The organism is Hwanghaeella grinnelliae, assembly GCF_004005845.1.
GTDB lineage: Bacteria > Pseudomonadota > Alphaproteobacteria > UBA8366 > Aestuariispiraceae > Hwanghaeella > Hwanghaeella grinnelliae.
This window is the reverse complement of record NZ_SADE01000001.1, coordinates 1,527,306-1,540,788: the sequence shown is the minus strand read 5'-3', so window position 1 is coordinate 1,540,788 and position 13,483 is coordinate 1,527,306. Positions and strand designations below refer to the sequence as shown.

Genomic DNA, 13,483 nt, shown 5'->3' with positions numbered 1-13,483 from the left:
TTTTGTAAAGGGAGTGTGTATTAGGAAGACGCGCCGTTCAGTATTCCGCCGATGTCCCGGACATCGTCGAGCAGGCCGAAGGCCCGATCCGTCGCGCCGCTACGGGACCGTCGGCGCAAAGCCGCGATGCGGCTGCGGGCGCGGCTGTCCAACGCCACCTGACGCCCGGCGAGCGAAGCGAAGACCGCCTGATTGTCCCGGTCCGCGGCGCCGGCCAGCCCGGCCTTGGCGCTTGCCCCCGACCGGCCGCTATTGGCGATCGCGGCCAAGTCCCGGGCGCGGCGCTTTTCCGCCTCAATCCGTTGTTCGGCCAAGCCTAATTCGCCCAGCAATTTGTCGGTGCGGGTCGATTGAATCTCGGCCGCCGTCGCAGCCTCCTCGGACCGGGCCCGGCTGCGGTCCCTCAGCAGGCCGATCCCCGCATTTGCGAGCCCCGCCGCCGTCCCCACACCGCTTATACCGCCCAGCCCCGCCAAACTTGCGCCGCCGGTCATCGGCGCGGCGGCCAGCGACATCAAGGGCAAAATCACCTTTCCAGCACCCGATCCCATCACACTCTCCTTTTTCCCAAACTTATTGGCCGACTTCCGCGACCGCCGACAGGAAGGTCGCAGGCAAGGTTCCCGACGCGGTGAAACTCGCCCCTTGCCCGCGGTTCCACCCCAGGAAACGCCGACGCTTACGCCCGCTGAACGGCTTCGGCGCCTCGTCCAGCCGGAATTCCCCGAAGCGGCGGAAATTGACCGGTCGCCCGTTCACCTCGAAGGGATAGGCGTCTTTCAGTTCCAGGGTGACCGCGATCAGGCGGTGTTTCTGACCGACCAGGGTGCCCTCCGCGATCTGGGCTTCCACCGGCAATGGTTCGACGACCCAATCGAAAGGCATGCCGGCCTCGACCTCCATGGCCGGGAAGGCCGCGCCGCCATCGGTCACCGCGACCGTGCCATCGGTGACGACGGCCGGGTCGCGCAAAGCGCCATCGGCGAAGACCTGCACCTGCAACCCTTCCAGATGGTCCAATCCGTCCAGCGTATCGCTCGGTTCCTGGAAACGTGCCTTCACCGAACTGTCGAACATGCGGTCCAGCGCGTGTTTTTCGATGAAGTAACGCGTCGCCCCGTCGATCGTCCGGCGGACCAGGAAATACGGCGTATTCCCGACGACGGCGACTTTCAGCACCGCGTCATCCGCCGATAGACCGGCGCTTTCCCATAGGGTCCAGCCGCTGACCTCCTGCCGACGCAGGGAATGATGCACCGCGACCGTGCCATCCGTGTTCACCACGAAGCGGTGATGCGCGCCCCGCACACCGTCAGACGCACGGGCCGCCATATCCACCGGTTCCCGCATCACGCTGGCCGACAGGATATTCAGGTCGCTCGCGATATAGCCATCGCTGCCGACGTCGAAGACGACTTCCGCGCAACCCACGGCGCGGCCCGCCCCGTCGGCGGTGACGCAGACCACAGCGCCATCGCTGGCCACCGGTTTGACGGGCGCGATGGGGGTCGGGAAATGCTTGCGCGGGTGAAAGTTTTCGACCGTCACCGGACTGTCATCTGTCACCCGGTTCACGAAGACCCCGCCGGAGGTGAAAAAGAACTGATCGCCCAGCGCATGGATATGGGACACCGCGTTCACCTGACTGCCTACCAGATCGTCCTCGACGAATTCATCGTCCAGGCGGTCCTTGGTTTCGAAAAAGTCGAACAGGTCCACCCCGCCGGAGGCCGACCCCCAGACCCTTTGCAGCAAGTCCTTGGACCCGCCCCAGAAGGACCGGTTGCCGTCCAGATGGACAGACCGGGGATAACCCTTTGCGTCGGACCAGGCCTGTTGCTCGACACTCCAGGCCCCGGCCTCCGCGACCTTCGTATCGTCCAAATCCTCCTGCGTTGTCCCAGCAACCTCGGTATCGCCTGTAATGCTTGTGATCGTGATGCGCCCGCCATTGAGGCGCACCACATCGCCCACCGCCGCGACGGTGAAATCCTCGGCCGTGCTCGTCACCGTCACCGCGCCGGTCGTACCGCTCGGCGTGGCCTGGCCCGCGGTCGGGCCGCTAAACGGATGCGTCGGCAGGTTCCGGAAGGCGATGGGGTTGAGCGCCCAGTCGCTGTGGGATCCCTGGCGCTGCAACTGCTTGGGCTCGACCTCCTCATGTGTCAGCAGCATGGTGTCGAGCGACTGGTCGAAATCCAGTGCCGCCAGCTGCGCCCCGCCATAGGGCATGGCCAGTTCCGCCTGCAGCGCGTCGTCCTTATAGATCCGCGCTGTTTCGTCCAGGAAGGCCAGCAGATAGATTTGCTCCAGCCGGAAGTGAAAGGCCGCCAGCCGCGCGCCGTCCCCCGCCGACGAGGGTAGCTCAGCGACAAAGGCCAGCCCGCCCCGGCGCGATATCGGTCCACCGATGACGCCGATCATATTCTTCGCCTGCCGCAGACCGCCCGGATAGGCCTTGATGTCGCGGCGGCCCAGCAGGTCCTCGTCGATGATGCCCTTGTCGAAGCTGAACTGTGTGACATGTGTGCGCGCCACCATGATCAACCCCGCGCGTCGATCAGGGCGAAGTCCTCGATCCGCCCCGGCGATTGTCCCTGGGCGTCGGCGGTCTTGGCTTGTTGGAAGCTTTGCCCGGCCAGTTTCTGCAGCAGGTCGGCGCGGGCGGTGTTCTCGGTGATCGGCAGGCAGAATTCAGCCGACAGCTTGTCGGTCAGCGCCTTGTCGAAATAAGGCGGGAACCCGCTTTCGGCCGGGCGGAAAACATAGGTCAGCACCGGCATTTCCACATTCGTGTGAATGCGCCGCTCATGGATCCGGTATTCCGCGCCGCGCCCGGCGGGCACGGTTTGTCCCCGCGCCCCGTGGCCCAGGGAAAGCGCGCGCAGGAAATCCGGCGGCAATGGATAGGCGAAGGCGAAGTCGGCGACCGGCACGCCGGACAACTGGGCCAAAGCGCGTTGCGCGGTGGCGAAGCTCCACGGATAGGCGCTGAGCAACCCGTCCCGTACGATGGGATAGAGCGCGCCGGCGATATCCGCTTCGGCGGTGCCTTCCTCGAAAGCGGTGATCGGTTCCGCGCCCAAACGGATAAGGGCGGCGCCGCAAAGCGCAATATCGGATACGGCCATCAGGCCCTCCCAGGGTGATGAGATTTACGGATGGAAAGCGGTGCTCGGGTGCCGGAGGGGGCGGAGGATCGCTTCCCCCTCCGGCGGCCCCGGAAGCGTCCAAACCGTCAACGGTTGGTCTGAACGCCCCAGACGATACCCGCCGTAATCGCGCCGCCCGGCGAGGCGCCCGGCGTGCCGACCGTATAGTTCAGCCGCAAATACCGCCGGCAATGGTTCGGCAGATGGCCGACGGGGAACTGATAGCCCTGCACCAGGTCGGCGACGGGCACAGTCATGCTGGCCAGGGTCTTCACACCAGCACTGAAGGTCGGGTCGCCACTGGTCTGGATATCGACCGTCAGGTCGTCCATGTCGCTGAAATCGGAAGCGACCTGGATCAGCAGCGGCACCGGCGTGCCGGGCCCCACATCGCGGTTAGAGCCGAAGTCGATGAAGTCGTCCGATGCGGCCGTCGCGGTGATTTCCTGGCCGTCGGACAGCAGCAATTCGCTATCGAGGATCATGCATTCACTCCTTGGAAAAAGGGATCGAGGGTATTGGAAGGCGACACCTAGACGTCGGCCGGCACCAGGGCCTCTGTGTTCCGGATGGCACGGACGCGGCGGATCGGCGCGCCCAGGAAACTGACCACCTTGCGGCCCTCAAAGGTCTCCAGGGTCAGGTTCACGTTCTGCTGCGACTTGGCGCGTTTATGCAGCGCCACCTGAACCTCGCGGTTGCAATAGATCGCCATGGTGCCGCTGGTGTCGTCGGTGCGGTAAAAGGCTTCCAGCATGAAGTCCTCGATCGCGGTATTGCCAGCGCGCATCGCCGCGACATCGACATTCGCGACCCGGGCAATGGCGCGCCAGTCCTTCACCACCAGGCCGATATCGTGCTTGTAATGGTCGCGATAGGCGCGGTACGGGTTCCCCTCCCCATCCTCGACCGTATCCAGGCCCAAATCGTCATGGCGCAAGCCCGCCTTCGATCCTTTCGGATAGATGAAATGGGCCGTGCTATCGCCCCATTTGACGAACCAGATAGACGTATTGGCATCCGCGACCTCGCCGCCCGCGTCGATCACGTTAAAACTGGACTTGCCATCGTCGCTGTCCTGATAGGCGTTGTAACGCGGGGCCAGGCCCATGAACTTTTCCGGCGCGACGGCCGTATCGCCATAGATGAAGGTCGCGGCCATTTCCTGACCCATCGCTTCCAGATGCGCCCGGCTTTCGATGATGCGGAAGCGCTGCGGCAGGACCTGTTTGTCGACAAGGTCGCGGTCGTGGCTAGAGAAACTTTCCAGCATGCCGCAGGTATCGCGCACTTGCTGGGTCGTGGATTTGGAGACCGGCACGCCCTTGTACAACTTGCGCCATGTGGTGGAAGGCAGGCCCGTCCGGACCGTGGAAATATGGCTGGCCCCGTCATTGGCGGGCATGGCGTGCGCGTCCAGCATGATCTCGTTGGTCTGGGACAGAAGCTCGGCGACGATCGCCTCGCGGGAATCCCCGGATGCCGACCGCTTGAAGCCGTCGGCCAGGTTCAGATAGGTGTCACCGATTTGCGGCATCTTTTACTCCTTGGTTGAAATCAGTATCCGAAAGAGCGCCCATCAGAGGACCCTTTGCGTCACAGACGCCATGTACGTCATAGGCCTCGGGCGGGCGTGGTGGCGCCGTAGAGCACTTCCTCGGCGGAACGCGGTTTGGGCATGCCCGACGGCGTCGGCTGCGGGCCCGGCGTCTTTTCCCCGATCGCGGATTTTACGGCCCGCATCAGCGCAACCCCATCGGCGAAGGAGAAGACTTCCTCAAGCATCTGACCCAGGTCCGGGTTCTGACGAATGGCCGGGGCAAGAAGACCCGCCGCCCAGTCAACAACCGGCCGTGCGTTGCGGCGCGCGGCCTCCAAGGCGGCATCATCGTCCCGCCCCTGCATGGCCACCGGCGCGAAAGCATCGATGAAAGACTTGCGTTCCGCCTGCTCGGATTCCTGATCGCGCTTCGCATCTTCTGCCAAGTTTCGATAGAATCCGGCCGCCAATTCGTCGAAGTCGTGCTGGGACAATTGACGCTCCCGCGCCCAAGCAGCGGCGGACTTGTAGAGCGGGTGTTCCGTATCCGGTTCTATGCCGATATCGGCCAGGTCTTCCGGCACCGTCAGGGTATAGTCCGCCATTTCAGCACCCAGCCCGGGTTCGGATTCCGGGTTGCGCTCCACCAACGGCACGCTGGGTTCGGCGAGGCTCATTCCCGCATTCGGGTCAAGGGGCGGGGTCGGCACGTGCTTATCTCTATTCATCCTCGTTACCTCGTTGGACTAGGGTTTCGATCAATTTCACCAACCGGCGCTGCCCTTCGGCGTCACGCAGTTCTTCCGCCTTTGCCGTCGCCGGCAGGCATCGCTCGACGGTCAAGCGGCGCAGGAAAGCCAAGGCCCTTTCCCCATCCCGGCCGCGAAAACAGCGGGCAAAAACGCGGGAAATCGCATCCGGGTCGCCGGGCGGCGCCGCGGGGGTCGGATCATTCATAGGGGGCCGTCCCATCGCCAATGACCGCGCCCGCCGCATCGGTGAGGGCCGCGACCCCCGCCTGCTGTTCGAGGTCCAGCGCAGCGACTTCATCCGGTGTTCTAATAAGGTCGGGCGGAAAGCCCGACTGCGTCAGCCACCAGCGGGCGAAATCGTCCATCTTGACCGAACGGGCGACCTGTTCCGGCCCGGCGAATTGCGCGACGGCCGTCACCCCATTGAAGCTGTTCCGCGCCGCTATTTCGTCCTGGACGCGCACCATAGGCGATGTCGGTACAAGCCGAATGCGGCGGTCGTCGACCTGGACGGGTTCGATGTAATACCGGCTGCCGGCCATCGAATGATGCGACAGAATATGCAGGCAGCGCCGCACCAGCCGGTCGTAGCATTCGTTCAGCAGGCGCAGGGTTTGCGGTATCTCCACCGCCGTCTGGTCCGCGCGCCGTTCACCCAACTCGAAGGCAGTGCGTACGCCGTCCGATGCCGGCGGCAGGTCCGGTCCTTTGATCGCGGTGCGGATCCGCTGCTGCAAATCACCCAGGATCAGTTCCGAGACATCAAACCGGCCCGGCGCTTCCAACGGTGTCAGCCCCGCCGACCCCACGGCCTTGGGAATGATCGTCCCCGGCGCCAGGCGGATATTGGCGGGGTTGAGCACGCCGTCGTCTTCCGCCTGCCAGATCCCGCTGACGGCGATGGAGGCGTTCTTCAGCACAAGTTCGACGATCTTGTTCGCCGTCTTGATTTCCGGCAATGCCTTCAAGACAGGTCCGCGCCCCATCACTTCGCCCGGGGCCTTGTCGACGCGGAAGGCGATGGTGCGTTCACTCTCCAATCGGTCACGCAGGATGGCCTCCCCGTCCTGCAGCAGCCAGACCGACCAGTCGACATGGGCGCCCTGCCCGGTTGCGGCATCGCCCGGCACCCAGAGACTGGCTTCCAACACATCCACGTTTTGATCCGGGTCGCGCTGCTTCTCCCGCTCCAACCGTTCCGGCAGGCGGGCGGTTGGATAGCGCAGGGCAATGTCGCGCAAACGGACTTGTTGCTTGATGAAGACTGTGCGGGGAATGCCGTCAGGCGCTTCTTCCGGGACGACACGGGAAACCGGCACAGCCTCAAAACTCAACGGGTTTTCGGGCGATCCGAAATTGATGTTGATGCAACCGAGCGAGACATAGGCCTCCCGCAAGGCCGGGGCGATTTCCGTGTGGAAGTTGGAAATATCCAACGCATCGTGAAACCGCTCCACGGCCGCCGCACGGGCTTGTTCCACCATCGCTTCCATTTGCGCGCCTTCCGGCCCGCCACCAAGGCTATCGTCCCCTTTGGGGTCCTGGATCGACATCCAATGCTGAAACGGTGGAAACAACTGGCCATGGGTGCGGGCCGCCTTTTCATCCAAAGCGTCTGCGCCTGTGCTGTCGAACAAGGCCGTGCGTCGGTCTGAACCGCGCGATGCCTCATCCGCCCCATCCCCGGCTTCGAATTCTGGCAATGTATAGCGGTAGGCATCCTGTAAGATCGCGTCCCAACGCCGGCGGCGCTGGTCGGCAAGCCGGTATCGCGCCAGCACGGTATCCTCGGCGGATTGCGCACCGGTCCCCTGCACGGAATGGGTCATGTTCATGAAAAGCCTCGTTCAAAGTATCGGGGGTCTGCAGCGTCAGCCGAGCGTGTCGGACTTCCGGTCGCCGTCTTCGACACCGGCATAACCGGAAAACAGCAAGGGGCGGCGTTGTCCCCGGCGGCGCAGGTTCCGCAACCTCGCATCGCTCGCCTCCTTGGCCCGCGCGCGTTCCTGCTTTTGCAGATCCAGTTGCGCCTTGAGGGCATCGTCCTCCGGCGCGGGCGGCGCCGGTTTCGGTGCACTGAACAATCCACCCATAGTCTTTCCTTTCATCCGGTGTTCCGACGGTGCCGGGTGCGTTCCGGCATGCCGGTCCCGTGGCGCCGCGCGGCGCATTCCAATCAATCTGCTTTCGATATGGTCCGGCTTAGACGTCCGGCCCGTTTGCCCGGATCCATCGATAGAGCTGCCGCGGCGTCACGACCCAGAAGGGCGGCTTCACGCCGGTGGTGTGCTTCACCACTTCCACGCAACTGAACCAGGGGCGCAGGGTGACGGCTGCGGGATATCGCTGCGGCAGGTCCAGAACATGCACCGCGCCCGACCGGGCCAGCCGGTCTATGTAAGTTCCATAGCCCCTATCCCCGCCATCACCATCCGAGACTTCGAAGATATCGAGCCTGGCGGCATTCGGGTTGACGATCAGCCAGCCGGCCGTGTCCCCTCTGCCAGTCCTCAAGGCCCGCATCAGAAAACAATGCCGGAAACCGGGTGCCAGGATTTTCAGAACCGCGTTGAACGCTCTCTCACGCCAGCTGGCACAAGCCGGGTCCAAAGGTTCGGGGTCGCAAAACACCACGCGCCAGGAATGGCCAGCCACAGTATCGGTGCAATCAGCTTCCAAGACGTCAGTCATTCCAAACCTCGAATTCCGTGTTGGCGGCAAGAATGCCGTCCCGCTCGTTGGACGCCCGGCTTCGAACCGGTTGGGCGAAGGTCAGGGCAAGGGCATCACCGGTATCGGGGGAAGCCAGACCGCGTGCTTTCATATCCGCCTTGCGTTCCAGCTGGATCACGTTCTCCCGCACGAAGGAGTATTCCGGCCCGGTCAGATCGTCCGCCAACTCGCGGTCGTCCGGCAGGCTTCCGGTTTGCAGCCATTTCCGCATTTCGCCCCACATTTCCGCGCGGCGGTTGGCGTATTCCGTATCGCGTAACGCCTTCGACCCGAACAACACCTCGATCGCGGGACAATGCATCCGCCGCAAGCTGTCGACCACGCCGCCGCCGACACCGCCGCCGTCGACAAAGACCGCATCGGGTCGCCATTGCGCCATCTTTTCCGCGGTATGTTGGGCGACCTCCCACGTATCCTTGTTGCGGAACCGGGAGATTTCCAAAACCGCCCGTCCCTTGCGCACCAGGATCACCGACTGATCGTCCCCATAGCGCGCGACATCCACACCGATCACCGTGGGGGCCAGCCTGTCGGCCGATCCGTCGGGGAGAGGTTGGCGCTGCACGGCGGCCTCGACCAGCGCCGTCGCGATGAACTGGTTCGGCCCTTTCTGGGGAAAGACACCGCGCACGCGCACCCGCACGAAATCGGAATCCTCGCCATAATCCGCGATCCAGCCGGCGATCTGATCCTTGTTGGTCAGCCGGGCCGCGCGGCTGTCCACCTGCTTGCAGATCCAGCGATGGCGCAGGCGATGGAAGCATTCCTTGAACCGGCCCTTGTTCCGGGTCGGGTTGCCGCACACGAACCACAGGATTTCCGTATCCTCATCCGTCAGCGCGCCTTCGGCCGTTTCCCAGATACGGTCGTCGATCGCGCTCGCCTCGTCGAAGAACAGCGCGATGCGCTTGCCGTGGTTGTGCAGGCCGGCGAAGGCTTCGGTGGCGCGTTCGTTCCAAGGCACCATATCCACACGCCAGGTGTTTTGTAGGTCCTTGTCGGCGGCAGTCAGGGCCGTCGCCCCCAGTTTCATCACGGCTCGTCCGGTCATCAGACGGTGCCATTTGCCGACCTCCACCCAGGTCTTGGTGCGCAATTGCCGTTCCGTATTCGCGGTCACCACGCCCTTGGCATCGGCGCTCGTCGAAACGGCCCACAGAATCAACCAGGACACCAGGGCCGACTTGCCGACGCCGTGGCCGCTGGCAATGGCATAGCGGATGGGATCGCGGCCATTCGGCTTTCTGACCCGCATCGCATCGGTGATATCGCCCAACACGTCGCGCTGCCAATCGTCCGGGCCGGTATGCGACCGCAGTTCCCCTTCGCCCCAAGGAAAGGCCGTCTCGACAAAACCCAGCGGGTCCTGCGCGAAGGCGGCAAGCGCTGCGGGCGCCGCCTGCGTTTTTGGCGTTTGGGGCGTATGGGGCCGTTCGCCACCAGCTATGCTGGCCTGACCCACCGTCATTCCAGGTCACCCATCCAGTCCTTGAGGGAGACGGTTGAAAAGCTGGCATCCAATTCACCGAGCCAGGCGTTCCGCCTTTTCCAGGCAGCCGCGCTTTCGAAGCAGCGCGGGGCGTGTTCCGCGCAATAGGGCGCCCGCCCAGGCAGATCGGCAAGGACCGGTTTGCCGCATTTGCAATCGTCGTCGCCGCTGACCGGCCCGTCGATCCACTGGCACCCCAGCGAATTACCCACCGGCGATTTTCCAACCGGCGATTTTCCAACCGGCGATTGGGCACCCCGAGCATGACGGGCGGGATCCACCGGCAAAGCGACGGCGGCGCATGACAACCCGTCACCGATCGGTACCCGCTGCGATTTCCTTGGAAGAAATGTCATTTAAATCCACCGTTCTTTAGCGTGAGTGGAATTTATATACTTTTCCTCCAATCGTCAAGAATTTTTTTCCATACCCAAATTCCAATATCTTGTGCAAATTCCCTGGAGTTCCCGCATACGCACTTGGCAATGCGTTTTTAAGGCGATGTGTCTGTTCTGGGAGGCTCAAACCATCGCTCTTCTGCGAACCGGCTGGACGGCCGACAGAGGCCGTCGCACCGACGGCAGGGCACAACAAGGTGCGCGGGCGGGCGTATCATTTTGTACCGGGGGGCAGTGAACATTATGGAAGACTGGGCTGACCGACTGAATATGGTCGCGGGAATGCGGGGCATTTCCATCGCCGAATTGGCGCGCCGGACGGGCGCATCCTATGAACGGGTCATCAAATGCGCTCAGGGCAAAGTCGCCCAACCGCGCGGCACCCTGATGGCGGATATGGCGCGGGAATTAGGCGTGCGGCTGGCTTGGCTGCGCTATGGCGAAGACCCGATGGAACCGGAAGGCGCACCGGAAGACAGCACGCTGCGCTATCTCAAGTCATCCTCCGGCGCGGCGATGCGCAAGCCCGACACCCCGGCCCCGTCGATCGACAGCTGGCCCAAGGACCTTCCGGTTTCCGGCACAAACCCCGCGGGCGAAAACGGCGCGATGTCGGTGACCGAGGCCCCGGTGGAATTCGTGCGCCGGCCGCCTGGCCTGCAGAGCGTGCCGGATGCCTATGGTTTCTATGTCCTTGACGATACAATGGCGCCGCGTTTTCCGAGCGGCGAGCTGTGCCTGGTGCATCCGCACCGCCCGCCCCGCCCGGGCGACGATGTCGTCATCCGCCTCGCCGGGACCGAGGACAAACCGCAGAAGTCCTACCTGAGGCGCTTCCTGCGCCAGACCGCCGACGAAATCATCTGCACCCAATTCGATCCGCCCCGGGAAATGAGCTTTCCCCGGGATCAGGTCTCCAGCGTGCATAAAGTCATGCCACTGCACGAATTGCTAGGATTCTAAAAACCTCCAGAGGGAACGAACCGGACAAAGCGCAGCGACCGGCATCGGCTTTGCGTCGCCGACTGCCTTTGGTGACGGCCAATCCCCGGATCCCGCCCCCTGCCCAGTCGATACTTCTTGGGCGCCGGCCTCGCCACACCGCGGATCGGTGAATGCCGCCGGCCGCTCTCTGCGCTATGCCCGCCTCCCCCGCCTACCGCCAGAAATGACCGGGACCTGGCCCCGCCGATTCCCCGCCCTCTCCTCTAAAACGGATCAATTCTCCAATTTTCCAGCCGGGCATCGTGAAGCACGGGGTTTCTTTCCATTGTGAATGGCCTTGTTATTTCCATTTTCTGGAATTATAATGCTGAAAAATGACAAACCACTATCGTTCGTCGGATGGAGGCCGGAATGCGGCTTGGGGTGAGAAATTCCGGAAATTCCATACGGCCCTGGACTGCGCGCCTATTGGCAGACGCAGCCGACGCGAAACTGGCCACCGCCTTGCGTCAGGCACGGGATCGGCGCGGCATGCTGCTTCCCACGCCCGACAGCCAAACGAAACGCACGCTGATAGCCAGGGAGGATTGGTTGATCCGCTGTTTAGAAGCGGAACTGGAAAACCGCGGGGCAGTGTTGGATGAGGAAGCGGCTTATGAAGTCACGGTCGGAAAGGCCCACCGTCAGTGAAGCACGCTTTGCGGCGGCCGGCCCTGCCCGGTCCTTTTTTCGGGCAAGGACAGCCACCCCGTCTTGTTGCGCACCAATTCGTCAATCATGTCCCAAATCGTCAGGAAGGCGTCGCGGGCAATGGGAAATGATATCTGCCGTTGATCGGTCAGTCCGAAGACCAGGGAGACCCGGTCCTCCCCCTGCGGCTTGACGCTGACACGGTTGATCAATTGCGGCGCCGCACCCAGGTCCGGATGCGGGGTCCCCGCGTCATAGGGTGTCGATCGGTCAGCCGCTTGCACTGCCGCATCCTTCTGGAACGCCGCGATTTCCTTCTTCGCCACCGGGTCGGCGGACGCGGTCCCACTGGTCGCTGCGGAGATCCTTCCGGCCAGATCCAGGAACCCCAAGGTCAGCCGCCGCGTAAACCACAAATTCATTTCCTGACCATCGGCGAACGTCCCGCTGAACAGGATGCGGTCTTCGACATCGGAATAGGAAAGCTTGAATTGAACGCGTGGCGCCATGAAAGCCGGTCCCCGGTTTTTCCTGCAGATTACCCCCGATGGGGTAACGCCGTAACCCCGCCATGTTCAAGGGCTTTAAGCACGTCTATTGCCCGGCGTTGTTTTCTTCCGCACCGGTCTGGGCCGTATAGGCGTGATGCAGGCTCGTTTCCGAGCGCGTCGCACCTTCGTCGAAAACGCGGACCCAAAGCCATTCAAGCGCGCCGTCCTCGACGATCCGTTTGAGTTTCACCGGGACGGCTTGCCGCACGGCGCCACCCTTGGATTCCGCCAATTTGAAGGTGAAGACATAATTTGGCGTCGCGCCCATGCGCAGGTCGCGAACCAAGATATCTCCATCCCCTTCGCGATTGCCAACTTTACCGAAGCCATACGCATAAAACCCCTTGCTGAACCGCGCGACCGCTTCCGCCGGCGCGGGATCGGGCAAGCTATCGCCAAGCGACAATTGCCGCGCATGGGGGTGAATATCGCGCGCCTCCGGCCCGTCGAGAAGCGAGCTGTAGACATTGACATAGCGGTCACCGTCGATGGCGATCCCCTTCCACAGCACGGTGTTGAAGGGCATCGGCGTCACCAGCAGTTTCTCCGCCGCGATGGCCTGTTTTTCCAGTATGCCGGCGATCTTCTCCTTCATCAGCTGCTGCGCCAGCACAGTCCATCCCAGATACATGCTGCTGAGGACCAGACCGACGGAAGCCGCCCGTCCGATCCGCTTGCCCCATTCCCCTTGGAAAAGGGCCCAGAGCGTCACCACCGCCAGCGGAATGGTGTAAAGCGGATCGATGATGAAGACGGATCCCAGACCGAAGGGATAGTCCGTCAGCGGCCAAAGCAACTTGGTGCCATAGACCGTGAAAGCGTCGAGCAACGCATGGGTCGTCAGCATCAGCCAGACCGCCCCAATGGTTTGCCAGCGCGGCGCGGTCCTCAACCCCTCGAACAGTTTGCCGATGCCCAAGCCGAGCACCGGGGCGACGATCGTATGCACGATCAGGGAATGGCTGAAGCCCCGGTGGCTGACGAAATCGGTGATCGCATCCTGCGACGGCAGGAAGACATCCATATCCGGCAGTGTCGCCACGAGTCCACCGGTTATCGCGGCCTTGCGCGGACCGATCCGACGGCCGAGCGTCGCCACGCCGATGACCGATCCCAGGGCAAATTGCGTTACTGAATCCATGCTGCCTTCCGTTTGACCGCCGCCATTCGGCCCTACACCAGGGGGCCAGCAGCATGCACCGAGTCTAAATAGGATTCCGGGTCTTCTTGCCC

At 63.2% G+C, this 13,483-nt stretch carries 16 protein-coding genes; 2 read left to right on the top strand and 14 right to left on the bottom strand.

Annotated features, from left to right (window positions below; translation table 11 throughout):
* Positions 1-20: 20 nt before the first annotated feature.
* From EOI86_RS07120 to EOI86_RS07065, 12 genes are all read right to left on the bottom strand, one after another.
* Complete coding sequence (locus EOI86_RS07120) at positions 21-551, bottom strand: hypothetical protein (protein WP_127764394.1); 531 nt, start codon at positions 549-551, stop codon at positions 21-23.
* A gap of 22 nt (positions 552-573) precedes the next feature.
* Entirely contained in the window at positions 574-2,541 is a 1,968-nt protein-coding gene (locus EOI86_RS07115) for a phage tail protein (RefSeq protein WP_127764393.1), read from the bottom strand.
* Positions 2,542-2,543: 2 nt separating this feature from the next.
* Complete coding sequence (locus EOI86_RS07110; protein ID WP_127764392.1) at positions 2,544-3,131, bottom strand: phage connector family protein; 588 nt, start codon at positions 3,129-3,131, stop codon at positions 2,544-2,546.
* 107 nt (positions 3,132-3,238) lie between these two features.
* The gene (locus EOI86_RS07105; protein ID WP_127764391.1) at positions 3,239-3,637 is read right to left on the bottom strand and encodes a Bbp16 family capsid cement protein; all 399 of its coding nucleotides are present in this window, start codon (positions 3,635-3,637) and stop codon (positions 3,239-3,241) included.
* Positions 3,638-3,684: 47 nt separating this feature from the next.
* A complete protein-coding gene (locus tag EOI86_RS07100; RefSeq protein ID WP_127764390.1) occupies positions 3,685-4,689 on the bottom strand; it encodes a major capsid protein in 1,005 nt (334 codons plus the stop codon).
* Between the two features lie 77 nt (positions 4,690-4,766).
* Complete coding sequence (locus EOI86_RS07095; protein WP_127764389.1) at positions 4,767-5,420, bottom strand: hypothetical protein; 654 nt, start codon at positions 5,418-5,420, stop codon at positions 4,767-4,769.
* Positions 5,413-5,649: a Bbp19 family protein gene (locus EOI86_RS07090; RefSeq protein WP_127764388.1), complete on the bottom strand. Its 237-nt coding sequence runs from the start codon at positions 5,647-5,649 to the stop codon at positions 5,413-5,415. Before EOI86_RS07090 ends, EOI86_RS07095 begins: the two co-directional genes overlap by 8 nt.
* Positions 5,642-7,279: a portal protein gene (locus EOI86_RS07085; protein ID WP_127764387.1), complete on the bottom strand. Its 1,638-nt coding sequence runs from the start codon at positions 7,277-7,279 to the stop codon at positions 5,642-5,644. The genes EOI86_RS07090 and EOI86_RS07085 overlap by 8 nt, the downstream gene beginning before the upstream one ends.
* 36 nt (positions 7,280-7,315) lie before the next feature.
* The gene (locus tag EOI86_RS07080) at positions 7,316-7,552 is read right to left on the bottom strand and encodes a hypothetical protein (protein ID WP_127764386.1); all 237 of its coding nucleotides are present in this window, start codon (positions 7,550-7,552) and stop codon (positions 7,316-7,318) included.
* Between the two features lie 94 nt (positions 7,553-7,646).
* Positions 7,647-8,135 (bottom strand): hypothetical protein, encoded by a 489-nt coding sequence (locus tag EOI86_RS07075; RefSeq protein ID WP_127764385.1) that lies wholly within the window; start codon positions 8,133-8,135, stop codon positions 7,647-7,649.
* Positions 8,128-9,645: a terminase gene (locus EOI86_RS07070; RefSeq protein WP_193555770.1), complete on the bottom strand. Its 1,518-nt coding sequence runs from the start codon at positions 9,643-9,645 to the stop codon at positions 8,128-8,130. The genes EOI86_RS07075 and EOI86_RS07070 overlap by 8 nt, the downstream gene beginning before the upstream one ends.
* Positions 9,642-10,022, bottom strand: a complete 381-nt coding sequence (locus tag EOI86_RS07065) for a hypothetical protein (protein ID WP_127764384.1) — start codon at positions 10,020-10,022, stop codon at positions 9,642-9,644. Before EOI86_RS07065 ends, EOI86_RS07070 begins: the two co-directional genes overlap by 4 nt.
* A 285-nt stretch (positions 10,023-10,307) precedes the next feature.
* Between EOI86_RS07065 and EOI86_RS07060 the strand changes: the two genes are divergently transcribed.
* Together EOI86_RS07060 and EOI86_RS07055 are read left to right on the top strand one after the other, a co-directional pair.
* Entirely contained in the window at positions 10,308-11,027 is a 720-nt protein-coding gene (locus tag EOI86_RS07060; RefSeq protein WP_127764383.1) for a helix-turn-helix domain-containing protein, read from the top strand.
* 450 nt (positions 11,028-11,477) lie between these two features.
* Entirely contained in the window at positions 11,478-11,699 is a 222-nt protein-coding gene (locus EOI86_RS07055; protein ID WP_127764382.1) for a hypothetical protein, read from the top strand.
* On the opposite strand, the gene EOI86_RS07050 is transcribed toward EOI86_RS07055, so the two are convergent.
* Both EOI86_RS07050 and EOI86_RS07045 read right to left on the bottom strand, forming a co-directional pair.
* Positions 11,693-12,208 (bottom strand): hypothetical protein, encoded by a 516-nt coding sequence (locus EOI86_RS07050; RefSeq protein ID WP_127764381.1) that lies wholly within the window; start codon positions 12,206-12,208, stop codon positions 11,693-11,695. The two genes, EOI86_RS07055 and EOI86_RS07050, sit on opposite strands and share 7 nt — an antisense overlap.
* An 85-nt stretch (positions 12,209-12,293) precedes the next feature.
* Positions 12,294-13,391, bottom strand: coding sequence for a metal-dependent hydrolase (locus EOI86_RS07045; RefSeq protein WP_161973733.1), 1,098 nt, complete (start codon positions 13,389-13,391; stop codon positions 12,294-12,296).
* Between the last annotated feature and the right edge of the window lie 92 nt (positions 13,392-13,483).

What these genes read in the sequence shown, in the direction of transcription:
- EOI86_RS07120 (WP_127764394.1), bottom strand. Translation starts at nt 551, where the DNA reads ATGGGATCGGGTGCTGGAAAGGTGATTTTGCCCTTGATGTCGCTGGCC.
- EOI86_RS07115 (WP_127764393.1), bottom strand. Translation starts at nt 2,541, where the DNA reads ATGGTGGCGCGCACACATGTCACACAGTTCAGCTTCGACAAGGGCATC.
- EOI86_RS07110 (WP_127764392.1), bottom strand. Translation starts at nt 3,131, where the DNA reads ATGGCCGTATCCGATATTGCGCTTTGCGGCGCCGCCCTTATCCGTTTG.
- EOI86_RS07105 (WP_127764391.1), bottom strand. Translation starts at nt 3,637, where the DNA reads ATGATCCTCGATAGCGAATTGCTGCTGTCCGACGGCCAGGAAATCACC.
- EOI86_RS07100 (WP_127764390.1), bottom strand. Translation starts at nt 4,689, where the DNA reads ATGCCGCAAATCGGTGACACCTATCTGAACCTGGCCGACGGCTTCAAG.
- EOI86_RS07095 (WP_127764389.1), bottom strand. Translation starts at nt 5,420, where the DNA reads ATGAATAGAGATAAGCACGTGCCGACCCCGCCCCTTGACCCGAATGCG.
- EOI86_RS07090 (WP_127764388.1), bottom strand. Translation starts at nt 5,649, where the DNA reads ATGAATGATCCGACCCCCGCGGCGCCGCCCGGCGACCCGGATGCGATT.
- EOI86_RS07085 (WP_127764387.1), bottom strand. Translation starts at nt 7,279, where the DNA reads ATGAACATGACCCATTCCGTGCAGGGGACCGGTGCGCAATCCGCCGAG.
- EOI86_RS07080 (WP_127764386.1), bottom strand. Translation starts at nt 7,552, where the DNA reads ATGAAAGGAAAGACTATGGGTGGATTGTTCAGTGCACCGAAACCGGCG.
- EOI86_RS07075 (WP_127764385.1), bottom strand. Translation starts at nt 8,135, where the DNA reads ATGACTGACGTCTTGGAAGCTGATTGCACCGATACTGTGGCTGGCCAT.
- EOI86_RS07070 (WP_193555770.1), bottom strand. Translation starts at nt 9,645, where the DNA reads ATGACGGTGGGTCAGGCCAGCATAGCTGGTGGCGAACGGCCCCATACG.
- EOI86_RS07065 (WP_127764384.1), bottom strand. Translation starts at nt 10,022, where the DNA reads ATGACATTTCTTCCAAGGAAATCGCAGCGGGTACCGATCGGTGACGGG.
- EOI86_RS07060 (WP_127764383.1), top strand. Translation starts at nt 10,308, where the DNA reads ATGGAAGACTGGGCTGACCGACTGAATATGGTCGCGGGAATGCGGGGC.
- EOI86_RS07050 (WP_127764381.1), bottom strand. Translation starts at nt 12,208, where the DNA reads ATGGCGCCACGCGTTCAATTCAAGCTTTCCTATTCCGATGTCGAAGAC.
- EOI86_RS07045 (WP_161973733.1), bottom strand. Translation starts at nt 13,391, where the DNA reads ATGGATTCAGTAACGCAATTTGCCCTGGGATCGGTCATCGGCGTGGCG.